Below are 12,159 nucleotides of genomic sequence, written 5' to 3' on the forward strand. Positions count from 1 at the left end.
TCCGGTCCGGCGATGGATCAACCGCGCAGTGGAGGTCCCCGATCGGAAGGGATCCGCGCCGGATCCGCCAGCTTGGAACGCTCGCAGGCGTTCACCGCTTCCCAGGCGAGCGCCACAGGAGGCTGGATGACCGCTGCGACCGCTGCGAGCGCGGTGGGAAGGCCTTCGGAACAGAGCGAACAGGACTCGGAGAGCGTCGGCCCCTGGCCGGTATGCGTCACATCGTCCGCATGAATGGCCAGATGCCAGCCATCACGCCCCACACCGCCCAACAGCAGCAGGGCGATGAGGACGAAGGCACGCACCGGGCGCAAGCGCTCCATGCCCGCAAACCTAATCACGAACGCACCGGACCGGCTCAGACCTGGGGGATGAGCGCCAGCAGGCGGCTCATGTAAGTGCGGCCGATGGGGATGCGCTTGGCGCCCCCCTCCAGGACCACATCGCCGTCGTCAATGCTCTCGATCCGGTCCAGCCGCACGATGTGGGAGCGGTGGATCCGCATGAAGTCGCGCGTGGGAAGCATGGTCTCGAACTCCTGCATGGTGCCGTGCACCACATAGCGGCGGTCCTTCAGGTGGAAGGAGGCATAGTCCTTCAGGGCCTCGACGTGCTCGATCTCGCGGAAGGCGACACGCATCGCGCGCCCCCTGTGCTTGATGAACACATGCTCATCATCCTGGCCTTTGCCCACCGAGCGCTTCAGCCGGTCGCGTTCCATGCGGAGCTTGCTCTCCTCGCCCCCCTTGAAGAGCGCGATCTCGATGTTGGAGCGCAGGGCCGCCTCGGTGAACGGCTTCACGATGTAGCCCAAAGGTTCGGCCAGCTTGGCCTCATGGAGGGTGCTGTCCTCCGAGAACGCGGTCAGGAAGACCACGGGGATGCCCATGTTGGTGCGGATGACCTTGGCGGCCTCGATGCCGGTCATGGCGCTCCGCAGCCGGATGTCCATCAGTACCATGTCGGGTCGTTGCTCCATGGCCAGATCCACCGCTTCCGCAGCATCGCCGGTGCTGCCTGCCACATCATAGCCCAGCAGGGTGAGGCTGCGTTCGATGTCCTTGCGGATGAGGGCTTCGTCCTCGACGACCAGGATGCGGGGATGGTTCATGGGGCGAGGGTTTGAGCCGTCGGACCGACACCGGTCGAGGCTTACAACGATACGTGCCTCCGGACCGGTTGTTGTGCCGATCTCGACGAAGCGGGTCGGATGAGCGATGTAGCGGGCATCCAGGACGAGGGATGCCCGCTCATCGAAAGGCTCAATGCTTCACCAGACGGATGGTGCCGGCCCCTGCGATCCGGATGAGGAAGGTGCCGGCGGGGAGGGCGTCGGTGGCCATCGATGTGCGGCCGTTGCTCACCGTCGCACGCTGCACGTCCACGGTCCTGCCGGTGGCATCCTCCACCAGCAGCGTCGTCGGTCCATCGGGCAGGCCCCCGATCGTCACCCGGCCCTGGCTCACCGGGTTGGGAGCCACCACCAGGCTGAGCTGCGAGCCTTCGGGCACACCTGTGGAGATGCCCGTGGGGAAGAAACCGTTCGGGTCGGCACCATGGTCAAGACCGGTGAAGCTCGGGTTCTGGGCGCTTAACGTGAAGCGATAGTACCCGAGCATGGGCAGTCCAGGGTGGTCGAACACCACGCGGTATTCCCCGAAGGGTACGTTGACGAAAGCGAAGAGCCCATTGGCATCCGTGCGATCGAAAGCGACCGGTTCGTGGGAAGGCCACGCTTCGAGGAAGACGCTGACCCCTTCCCAAGGGGTGCCCTGCTGGCTGCGTACGATGCCGAGGTCGCCCAGATAGCCGCTCACATAGCCCGTACCGGCCAGGTTGCCCACGCCCACCAGCGTGATGTCGGCATCGATGGTGGAATCGCATACGGCGCTCAGCACCTCGGCGAAGTCCCAGTAGTGGGTGTTCAGGTGATAGGAGGTGGCGTGCCCCGGTGTGTTGGTGGAGTCGGGAATGGCGCGCAGGATGTACTGGCCGTTCGGCTGGCCGGAAAAGCTGTACTCGCCCTGGGCGTTCACCGGGGTGGTGCCGATCAGCGTGGAACTGAGGCTGTTGAGGCCGTATTCCCAGAGCTCCACGGAGCCGCTGCTGACCGCGGCGCCTGTGGAGTCCATCACGGTGCCCGTGAAGCCGAGCACGGCCGAGGGGCAGCTCACCACCCAGAGCTGCACCTCGCGCGTCGTGCTGCCGATCCACACTCCGTTCCGGTACTCATCGATGCGATAGCCTACGACCCAGGCTCCGGCAGTCGTGGGGATCGCGCAATGGTTGCCGCCCGCCACGTCGAAGGCATGGCCGTTCACGGTCGGGAAGGGGTCCGTGGGGCTGAACGGCGGGTTGTACGAGGCCGGTCCGAGCGTTCCGTTCTGCACCGGCACCATGCTGAAGAGGAGCGAATCCCCGTCCACATCGAAGGTGCTGTTGTCCTGGCAGAACATCACATTGGAGCAGATGAACGGCATCTGGAGCTCCTGGTACACCGGCGCGGAGTTGCAGGGTGCGTCCACGGTGTTGAGCCCGGCATGGAGGTAACTGTTCAGTTGGTCCGGCGTCACGAGGTTGGAGATCGCCGCGTTCCTGCAGCACGTGGTCCACGTGAACTCGTAGTCCGGGCACGCCATGGGCAGCGAGATCGTGTCGCGGTAGACATAAACCTCCATCCCTGGGGCCTGTCCACCATCACAGGTCGACAGAAGGCCCGAACAGGGTGACGCGATGGTGGCCGTGTCGACCAAGTACACCGTCAACGATTGGCTGTAGCCGCATGCGCTGGAATTGATGTTCACGGTCTCCTGGGCCGAGACGGGAATGCCGGAACAATCCCTGTACAGCACGAGGCTGATGAGGTAGTCCGAGCCGCCGAGGCAGCGGTAGGTGAGCTCGCCGCCCATGATGTGCGAAGCGCGGACCTCGGGACCGAGGCCGAGCATGAGCAATAGAAGGAAGGTGGAGAATTGGCGCATGAGTGGTCCGGTTTAATGGTTGACGTCATGGGCTGCCGAGCAGTTGCCCACGGAGTGAAGATAGCGGCCCCGTAGCTTCGTGCGATCTGACCCTCGATCCATGCGCCCGATCACCGCCGTTCTGGTCCTCTGCATTCTTTCGGCCGTCCACGCACAGCCCTACCGGATGGGCTGCCGGATCCTCCACGAGCCCTACCGTCCGGGTCCCGAGTTGAGCCCGCTGCAGCGCACCCAGATCGACCAGACCATCGCGCGCAGCGATACGTTCGACATCCTGCACTACGACATCCGGTTGGACGTGACCCGTGTCCAGGACCAGTGGATCGGCGGCGTGTGCGCCGTGTCCTTCGCTCCACGCCTGGCCGGGCAGAACAGCATCCGGTTCGACCTGTACGACCTCACGGTGGATTCTGTGACGAGCGCACTGGGTGTGCATCCTTACAGCTATGACGGAGAGTTCCTCACGGTGGACATGCTGAGCGTTCCGACGGTGGGGGAGCAGCGCACGTTGACCGTGCACTATCAGGGAACGCCGCACCGCGATCCCGACTGGGGCGGCTTCTACTTCGAGAGCGGATACATCTACAACCTGGGCATCGGCATCAGCACCATCCCGCCCAACTTCGGCAAGGTGTGGTATCCCTGTTTCGATTCGTTCGTGGAACGGGCCACATACACCTATCATGTGAAGAGCGCGGGCACCTACCGCCTCCGGGGCCAGGGCGACTTCCTGGGCGAGGTGCAGCTGGGCGGCGATACCGTGGTGCGCTCGTATGGCATCGGCCGTGCATTGCCCACGCACGTTTCCGCGGTCGCGGTATCCAACTATGTGGACAGCACTTACCTGCACACGGGCGCGTACGGGGCCATCCCGGTGACCCTCACTGCCAAGCCGGCGCAATTGGCGGGGATGGTCTCCCGGTTCGGCGATCTGGGCGGGGCCATTGACGCGTGCGAGCACTGGTACGGCCCGTACGGCTGGGGCCGGGTGGGTTATGTGCTGACGACCGACGGGGCCCTGGAGATCCCCACCAACATCGCCTATCCCCAGTTCATGACCGGGCAGCCGGTATCCGACAACCGGCAACTGCTGAGCCACGAGCTGGGGCACCATTGGTGGGGCGACATCGTGACGCCTTACATCCACAACGACATGTGGCTTAAGGAAGGTCCCGCCGAGTACAGCGGCCACCTCGTGGATGAATGGGTCTATGGCCACGATCAGTTCATCACCACGGTGCTGAACAACCAGTACGATGTACTGAAGAACAGTCACCTCCAGGACGGCGGTTTCCAGCCCCTGTCACCGATGCCCGATCCGTACATCTACGGTCACCACACCTACTACAAGGGGGCGTCGGTGATGCACAACCTGCGGGGCTATCTGGGCGACACGCTGTTCCGGCAGGCGATGAGCGGCGTGCAGGCGGCTTTCGCGGACACGGCCTTGGACGCGGCCGACTTCCGCGATGCGTTGGAGCAGGTCACCGGGACCGACCTCGACCCGTTCTTCGACGCCTGGGTGTTCGCGCCAGGCTTCAGCGTGTTCGTGGTCGATGCGCTGAGCGCCGTGCCGCAAGGCGGGTCCTGGGCGGTGGACCTCACCCTCCGCCAGCGGCTTCGCGGTACGTCCACCTTCCATCAGCAAGTGCCGTTGGATGTCACCTTGATCGGTGCGGGGTGGCAGCGAAGCGAGCACCAGGTGCTGGCCGACGGGGAGCTCACCACGGTGACCCTCCTGGCGCCATTCGAGCCGGTGATGGCCGTGGTGAACGGTCACCGGCGATTGAACCAGGCGCGCATGGACCACGAGTTCGTCATCCGTCCGGGTGAGAGCTTCAGCTCAACGCTTCCGCGGGTGGACTTCCGTCTGTTCCCGGAGGCGGTCACGGATTCGGCCCTGTTCCGCATCGACCACAATTGGGCCGCACCCGAAGCATCGCAGACCACTGCGGAGGTGGAGGCCATCAGTGGCACGCACTACTGGGTGGTGGACGGGTTGTGGCCGGCGGGCACCCACCTCTCGGCCCGCATCAACTACTACGGCGCTTCGGACAGCCAGCTGGACTTCGACCTCTACGACGCCACGGAAGCCGGCGCCGCCGTGCTGTACCGCGCACATCCCGGAGCGCCCTGGACCACCTATCCGCACCAGGTGGTGGTGGCCGGGTCGCTCACCAACGGCACCGGCTACATGGAGCTGGACTCTCTTCTCGCGGGGGAGTATGCGCTGGGCAAGAGCGGGGCGATCGCTTCCATTCCGGGCGAGGGGACGGGCCAGGTGCAGGAACTCGTCGTTCACCCCATGCCGGCCGCGGAGGAATTCCTGGTAGAGGTGCCGGTCGGCTCCTGGGCGGAGGAGCTTTTGCTTGTGGCCGCGGACGGGCGGCTGCTGCTGCGGCAGAAGACCACGCGCGAGCCCGTGCAACGCGTGCCCGTGGTCGGACTGCCTGTCGGCGCTCATGTATTGGAAGTCCGCATGCGCGATGGCGGCATCCTTAGGACTCCTGTGATCATCCGGCGTTAGTCGTTGTCGAAAAGTTCCCCCAGGGACCACCGGTGAGGAGAGGTGCCGTCGGTTAGTTTCGACGCCTCAACACCCACACCCATGATCAGACCTTACGCGATGAGCGTGGCCTTGGTGATCCTGGCCCTACCGGCCCTGGACGCTTCCGCGCAACGGACGAAACAGGACATTGAACGGAACCCGGTCGCGCGCAAGGCGAGCACCGACCGTGCGGCAGCCCCCGGGGAGAAACAACTGCATGTGCATTCCGGAGCGGCCCCCAAGTCACTTCGCCCGGCGAACACCGGGATGTTCCGGGGTGGTGCACCGGTGAACGACAACTGCGCCGGAGCCATCAACCTCACGGTGGGCGCCACCTGCAACCCGGTGACGGGGAATACGGCCGGAGCGACCAACAGCCTGGCCGCCATCTCGTGCAACACGTTCACTGGCGATGCCGATGATGATGTGTGGTACAAGTTCACCGCCACGGCCACCGCACTCACCGTTCGTGTGGATGGTTCGCTGGACTTCGATGCCGTGGTGGATGTGCGCAGCGGGGCCTGCAACGGCACCAACATCGGTTGTGCCGACGCCACCGTGGAGGATGGCATCGAACAGGTCTCCCTGGCCGGCCTCACAGTGGGCGCGACCTACTACGTGCGGGTGTACGACTACTACACGGGTGCCGCACCCACGACGGATCTCACCATCTGCGTGTTCGGCACACCGCCACCGCCCTCCAACGACCAGTGCGCCAACGTGGTGGCCCAGAACCTGACCATCGGCGGAACGCTGACGTTCACGGGCAGCACGGCCGGAGCCACGGTCACGAATGACGCCGTGGTCGGCGGCGACTACGACGATGCGACGCCCAAGGTCTGGCATCGGTTCACTACAAGCACCTGCGCGAACGTGACGTTGGACTACTGCGGCACTACCCCGTTGTTCGATCAGATCTACATCGCGCTGGCGACCAGCTGCCCGGCGGATGCGGGCATCCTCGGCACGTTCGACTTCACCACGTGCGTGGACGGCAACGGTACGGTGGTCTTCGCGCAACTGCCGGCCGGCAGCTATTACGTCCCGGTCGGCCAGTTCGGCGCAGGGAGCACGGGCCCGTATACCATCGAGTTGAACGCCACCGCCTGCGCCGCTCCCCCCGCGAACAACGAGTGCTCCGGCGCCCAGCAGCTCGCGGTGAACACGACCTGCACGCCAGTGACGGGCGACGTGGCCGGTGCCACCCAGTCCATCGCCGCGATCACCTGTGCCACCTTCACGGGGGATGCCAACGATGATGTATGGTACAGTTTCGTGGCCACCGCCGCGTCGCTCACCATCGAAGTGGATGGCTCGACCGGCTTCGATGCGGTGGTGGACCTGCGCAGCGGAGCCTGCACGGGAACCAACCTCGCCTGCGCTGACGCCACCGTGGCCGACGGTGTGGAGACCATCCAGGCCACTGGGCTTTCCGTGGGTCAGACCTACTACGTGCGTGTGTACGACTACGCAGCAGGCTTCCCGGCCACCACCACCTTCACCATCTGCGTGTACGGTGGCGGGACCGCTCCCGCGAACGACCAGTGTCAGAACATCGTGCCTCAGGCGTTGAACGTGGGCGGCTCGCTCAACTTCACAGGGACCACCGTGGGCGCCACGACCACGAACGATGCGGTACCCTTGTCCGACATGGACGACGGGATCCCCAAGGTGTGGCATGCCTTCACGCTCAGTAGCTGTGCGAACGTCGTGGTCTCCTACTGCAACACGACCCCGGCGTTCGACGAGATCTACATCGTGTGGACGGACTGTCCGGCGAGCACGTTCAACCTGGGCACCTTTGACTTCACCACTTGTGTGGACGGCAATGGCACGGTGTTCTTCAACGCGCTGCCGGCAGGCACCTACTACCTGCCCATCGGCCAGTTCGGTGCCGGAACCACTGGCGCGTACACGGTGCAAGTGGCCGCTACGGCCTGCGCCGGTGTTCCCGCGAATGACGACTGCGGCGGGGCTACGGCGCTCACGGCGGGCACCACCTGCCAGTACGTGACCGGTGATGTGGCCAACGCCACGGAGTCGCTGCCTGCTCTGACCTGCAACGGCTTCACGGGCGACGCGAACGACGATGTCTGGTTCAGCTTCGTGGCCACGGCGGCACAGCTCACAGTGGAAGTCGCGGGGTCCGATTCGCTGGACGCCGTGATGGAGCTGTTCTCGGGCGGCTGCGCGAACCCAACGAGCCTTGGCTGCGCGGATGCCACCCTGGAAGGCGGTGTGGAGGTGATCCAGGCCAGCGGGCTCACGGTCGGCCAGACCTATCACGTGCGGGTGTATCACTACTTCACGGACATCCCGGCCACGACCACCTTCGACATCTGTGTGTTCGGCGGCGGTGCGGCCCCGGCGAACGACAATTGTTCCAACGTGACGCCGCAGGCCTTGGCTGTCGGTGGGACGGTGAACTTCACCGGCACCACCGTGGGCGCCACCACCACCGGCGACGCTGTCCCAGGCTCCCCGATGGACGACAACGTGCCCAAGGTGTGGCATGCGTTCACGCTCGCTGCCTGTGCGGATGTGACCGTTTCTTACTGTGGGACGACCCCCGTGTTCGATCAGGCCTACATTGTGTGGACGGCTTGTCCGGCGGACACGTTCTATGCGGGAACGTTTGAGTTCACCACGTGCGCGGACGGCAACATCACCATCGAGTTCGTGAACCTGCAAGCCGGCACCTACTGGCTGCCGGTGGGGCAGTTCGGCTCAGGGACCACGGGTCCGTACACCATCGCGGTGAGCGCCGTGGCGTGCGTCGGCCCACCCTCGAACAACGACTGCGCCAACGCCATCGGGCTCCCGGTGTGGGCGACGACGGACTGCCCGCAGAACAGCGCGCAGGGGAACAACGTGCAGGCCACACAGGATGCCGGCGATCCGACCTGCGACACCACCACCGGTTCCTACCTCGACATGTGGTATGAGTTCAACTCCGGACCCAACAATGCCGTGACCATCACATTCAACAATGTGAGCATGGGCGATGCCGTGGTCGTGGTGTACGATGGGTGCAACGGGGCGGAGCTCAGCTGCGACATCAATCCTACCGCACCTTACGACGTCACCGTGGCCCCGAACACCGACCATGTGGTGCGCGTGTACTCCAACACGCAGTTCGGCGGCGGGGGCGATTTCGAGATCTGCCTGTCCGCGGCCATCAGCACCGCGGTGGCCGAGTCCGTGGTGAACGGCTGGACGGTGTTCCCGAACCCGACCGCGGGCAGCGTGTCCGTGGTCTGGCCCACGGCGGCGAGCGATGCCCGACTGGAGCTATTCGATGCCACCGGCCGGGTGGTGTGGAGCGACCGGCGCACGCTGAACACCGGGATGAACCTGGTGCGTGATGGCGCCGAAGCGCTCATGGCAGGCACGTACATCCTGCGCGTCAGCACCGACGACGCGATCAGCGAACAGCGCCTCGTGGTGCAGTAAGCCGTTCGATCGAGCAGGAGCGGGGCGGTCCTTCGGGCCGCCCCGCTTCCTTTTCCAGGCTGCGCGGTTGTGAACAGAGGGCTGTTGATCGATCGTCCGGCCCGGAGGCCAGGGAGCCTTGGATCCCGTTGGTCGCGCCGATAGTTTCGCCGCCCGGTCCGCGCACCAGCCGGACCACCGCACACATGGGACGTCTGCGTGACCTGATGCTGCTGGCCACCGTTCTGCTGACCTGGACCGCGGAGGCGGCCCAGCTCAGGATCGTCGGCACGGTGACGGACAAGTTCACGGCGGCTCCGCTGGCGGACGCCCAGGTGCGTGTGTACCGCAATGGCGAGCGCGTGCGGACCCTGACCACCGGGCACACCGGGCGGTACGAACTGCTGCTGGACAACAACGCGGACTATGTGATCCGCTTCGTCCTGCCCGGTCATGTCACGAAGTGCTTCACGGTCACCACCCACGGGCCGATCTGGGAGGGGGATCACAGCATCAAGGAGGTCTTCATCGAAATGACGCTGTTCGACCGGGTGCCGGAGTTGGACCTGACCTTTTTCGACCTGCCCATGGGCATCGCCCGGTTCGACCCATTGGACGGGCGGATGGACTGGGACGAGAAGTACGACGGCCGTATCCGAGGAGAGGTGGCCGCGCTGATGGAGGAGGTGACGCGGGCCCTGGCCGCCCGAGGAGCCCTGGCGAAGCTGAACTGATCAACCGCCCGAGCGTCCCCGGGCCCGGGGATGATGCTGCAGGATGTTGCTGCGCAGGTATTCGCGGTCCAGGTGCGTGTAGATCTCGGTGGTGGTGATGCTGGCGTGGCCGAGCATCTCCTGGACGGCACGCAGGTCGGCACCGCCCTCCACGAGATGCGTGGCGAAGCTGTGCCGGAAGGTGTGCGGGCTGATGACCTTGGCGATGCCGGCCTTGGCGGCGAGCGTGCGCACCAGGTTGAACACCGCCACCCTGGAGATCGGCCCGCCGCGGGCGTTCAGAAAGAGCGTTTCACCGGCACGGGGCACCGCGGGCAGATGCACGCGTTCATGCTCACGGTAGTCCCTGATGCGATCCAGCGTGAGCGAGGCGATGGGCACCAGACGCTCCTTGTCGCCCTTGCCCAGCACGCGGATGAAACGTTCCTGGTCATGGATGTCGCTGAGGCGAAGGCCGCACAGTTCGCTCACGCGAAGGCCGCATCCGTACAAGGTCTCCACGATGGCCCGGTCACGATGGGCGAGGGGTTTGGACAGGTCGATGGCCGCGATGATGGCGTCGATCTCGGTCACGCTCAGGAACTCCGGCAGATGGCGCCCGAGCCGAGGCGCCTCAAGCAGTTCGGTGGGGTCCGTCTCGATGCGCCGATCGACGAGCAGGGCGTGATGGAAGGCGCGGACGGCACTGAGGAGCCGGGCCTGGCTCCGCGGTCCGAGGCCCTGCTTCACGGTGTGCATGAGGAAGGCCTGAAGATCCTCCAAGCGCAGGGCATCCGCCGCCAGGGCCGGGGAATGGGATTCGGCGAAGGAGCGCAGCTTGGCCAGATCGGAGAGGTAGGCCTCGACCGTGCGGTCGCTCAGGGAGCGTTCCAGCTTGAGGTGGGTGCGGAACAGGGTGAGCGCGCGGGGCCAGTCCACCGCACAAAGATGCCATCGGGCGGGCCTTTCGTTACTTCGCCCGCATGGCGGACATCCTGGTGGTCAACGGCCCGAACCTCGGCCTGCTCGGGCGTCGCGAGCCCTCGATCTATGGCAGCACGGACCTGGATGGCCTGATCGCCGGGTTGCGAGCGGCGTTCCCCACGCACCGGATCGATCACCGTCAGAGCGAACTGGAGGGGGAGCTGATCCGCTGGGTGCATGAAGCGGACGGGGTGTACGCCGGTGTGGTGCTGAACGCCGGCGGGTACAGCCACACCTCGGTGGCGCTGCGCGATGCGGTGGCGGCGGTGTCCGTGCCCGTGTTGGAGGTGCATCTCTCCAACCTGCTCGCGCGAGAGCCCTTCCGCCACACATCCCTCGTGGGAGCGGTGTGCGCGGGCAGTATCATGGGTCTTGGGGCCGAAGGCTATCGCCTGGCCGTGGACCACTTGCTACGCCGCGTGGGCACCCTCTAGGCGCGTTTCACGAAGGCCTCGTCGGGCAGGTCGCTGAAGCGGTCGTGCTTGAGGATGAACCGGTCGAACGCGATGTTGCGCGTGTACATGCCGGTGAGGTCGGGCTCCCGATCTTCCCGCATGAGCCTTGCGCGCTCGCGCAGCAGCGTGGGAAGGCGACCGAGGAAGTGGACGTGGGCGCGGGCCACCTGCCAGCTATGGGCACCGTGCCCCTCGAGCAGGAATTTCCAACCGGCCGCACCGTCCAGCAGGAAGCGGCGAAGCAAGCGGCCCGGCAGCCAGCCGGTGTGCAGGTTCTTGGTGAGCACGATGAGGCTGTTGCGGAAGTTGAGGTAGGTCTTTCGCGGGCTGCCGTACCCGAGCGCACCACCGCCAACGTGCAGCACGCTGGCGCGAGCCGTATAGCCGATGCGCCAACCACGCCGCCGCAGACGCCAGCACAGATCGATCTCCTCCATGTGCGCGAACAGGGAGGCATCGAAGCCGCCGGCCTCGCGGAAGGCCTGAGCGCGCACCATCAGGCAGGTTCCGGTGGCCCAGAAAACCTCCCGATCATCGTTATACTGGCCGTGGTCCGGTTCGGTGATCTCGAAGATCCGGCCACGACAGAAGGGATAGCCGTTGCGGTCGATGTATCCGCCGGCAGCGCCAGCATGCTCGAACCGCTCCGGATGGGCATGGGCCAGGACCTTGGGCTGGCAGGCCGCCATGCGCGGGTCGGCATCCAGCATGGCCCGCATACCGGACAGCCAGCCCGGCAGGACCTCCACGTCCGAATTGAGCAGTACGAAGTAGGACGCCCGCACCTGCTCGAGAGCGGCATTGTAGCCACCGGCGAAGCCGAGGTTCCGCTCCAGACCGATGGTGCGTACGGCAGGCATGGACGAGCGCAGCCAGTCCAACGAACCGTCGGAGCTGCCATTATCGGCCACCACCACTTCGGCACCCTCGGCGGCCCGCACCACGCCGGGCAGGAAGCGTTGCAGCCAGGTGAGGCCGTTCCAGTTGAGGATGACGATCGCCGTATCGCGCATGGGGGCTGCGTGCGGCGGCAAAGATGGACGTGG

Annotated in this window: 9 protein-coding genes; 4 read left to right on the forward strand and 5 right to left on the reverse strand. The window is 65.5% G+C overall.

Going from position 1 to position 12,159, the window contains the following annotated elements; genetic code table 11:
* Positions 1-17 precede the first annotated feature (17 nt).
* The 3 genes from IPJ87_04920 to IPJ87_04930 all read right to left on the reverse strand — a co-directional run bounded on the left by IPJ87_04920 (position 18) and on the right by IPJ87_04930 (position 2,981).
* Positions 18-323 (reverse strand): hypothetical protein, encoded by a 306-nt coding sequence (locus IPJ87_04920; protein MBK7941203.1) that lies wholly within the window; start codon positions 321-323, stop codon positions 18-20.
* A 35-nt stretch (positions 324-358) separates the two neighbouring features.
* On the reverse strand, positions 359-1,111 hold the full coding sequence (locus IPJ87_04925; GenBank protein MBK7941204.1) for a response regulator: 753 nt from the start codon (positions 1,109-1,111) through the stop codon (positions 359-361).
* 151 nt (positions 1,112-1,262) lie between these two features.
* The gene (locus tag IPJ87_04930; protein MBK7941205.1) at positions 1,263-2,981 is read right to left on the reverse strand and encodes a carboxypeptidase regulatory-like domain-containing protein; all 1,719 of its coding nucleotides are present in this window, start codon (positions 2,979-2,981) and stop codon (positions 1,263-1,265) included.
* A gap of 100 nt (positions 2,982-3,081) precedes the next feature.
* On the opposite strand from IPJ87_04930, the gene IPJ87_04935 reads away from it, so the two are divergent.
* From IPJ87_04935 to IPJ87_04945, 3 genes are all read left to right on the forward strand, one after another.
* Entirely contained in the window at positions 3,082-5,508 is a 2,427-nt protein-coding gene (locus tag IPJ87_04935) for a hypothetical protein (GenBank protein MBK7941206.1), read from the forward strand.
* Between the two features lie 81 nt (positions 5,509-5,589).
* A complete protein-coding gene (locus IPJ87_04940) occupies positions 5,590-8,982 on the forward strand; it encodes a T9SS type A sorting domain-containing protein (GenBank protein ID MBK7941207.1) in 3,393 nt (1,130 codons plus the stop codon).
* A gap of 185 nt (positions 8,983-9,167) precedes the next feature.
* On the forward strand, positions 9,168-9,695 hold the full coding sequence (locus IPJ87_04945) for a carboxypeptidase regulatory-like domain-containing protein (GenBank protein MBK7941208.1): 528 nt from the start codon (positions 9,168-9,170) through the stop codon (positions 9,693-9,695).
* Here the strand turns inward: IPJ87_04945 and IPJ87_04950 are convergent, their stop codons facing one another.
* On the reverse strand, positions 9,696-10,613 hold the full coding sequence (locus IPJ87_04950) for a tyrosine recombinase XerD (protein ID MBK7941209.1): 918 nt from the start codon (positions 10,611-10,613) through the stop codon (positions 9,696-9,698).
* A 44-nt stretch (positions 10,614-10,657) separates the two neighbouring features.
* On the opposite strand from IPJ87_04950, the gene aroQ reads away from it, so the two are divergent.
* A complete protein-coding gene (aroQ, locus tag IPJ87_04955) occupies positions 10,658-11,092 on the forward strand; it encodes a type II 3-dehydroquinate dehydratase (GenBank protein MBK7941210.1) in 435 nt (144 codons plus the stop codon).
* On the opposite strand, the gene IPJ87_04960 is transcribed toward aroQ, so the two are convergent.
* A complete protein-coding gene (locus tag IPJ87_04960; GenBank protein MBK7941211.1) occupies positions 11,089-12,126 on the reverse strand; it encodes a glycosyltransferase family 2 protein in 1,038 nt (345 codons plus the stop codon). The two genes, aroQ and IPJ87_04960, sit on opposite strands and share 4 nt — an antisense overlap.
* Between the last annotated feature and the right edge of the window lie 33 nt (positions 12,127-12,159).

It is taken from the genome of Flavobacteriales bacterium, assembly GCA_016713875.1.
Classification (GTDB): domain Bacteria; phylum Bacteroidota; class Bacteroidia; order Flavobacteriales_F; family PHOS-HE28; genus PHOS-HE28.

Excerpts from the sequence above, each read along its gene's own strand:
- IPJ87_04960 (MBK7941211.1), bottom strand. The coding sequence starts at position 12,126 with ATGCGCGATACGGCGATCGTCATCCTCAACTGGAACGGCCTCACCTGG.
- IPJ87_04935 (MBK7941206.1), top strand. The coding sequence starts at position 3,082 with ATGCGCCCGATCACCGCCGTTCTGGTCCTCTGCATTCTTTCGGCCGTC.
- IPJ87_04920 (MBK7941203.1), bottom strand. The coding sequence starts at position 323 with ATGGAGCGCTTGCGCCCGGTGCGTGCCTTCGTCCTCATCGCCCTGCTG.
- IPJ87_04945 (MBK7941208.1), top strand. The coding sequence starts at position 9,168 with ATGGGACGTCTGCGTGACCTGATGCTGCTGGCCACCGTTCTGCTGACC.
- aroQ (MBK7941210.1), top strand. The coding sequence starts at position 10,658 with ATGGCGGACATCCTGGTGGTCAACGGCCCGAACCTCGGCCTGCTCGGG.
- IPJ87_04925 (MBK7941204.1), bottom strand. The coding sequence starts at position 1,111 with ATGAACCATCCCCGCATCCTGGTCGTCGAGGACGAAGCCCTCATCCGC.
- IPJ87_04940 (MBK7941207.1), top strand. The coding sequence starts at position 5,590 with ATGATCAGACCTTACGCGATGAGCGTGGCCTTGGTGATCCTGGCCCTA.
- IPJ87_04930 (MBK7941205.1), bottom strand. The coding sequence starts at position 2,981 with ATGCGCCAATTCTCCACCTTCCTTCTATTGCTCATGCTCGGCCTCGGT.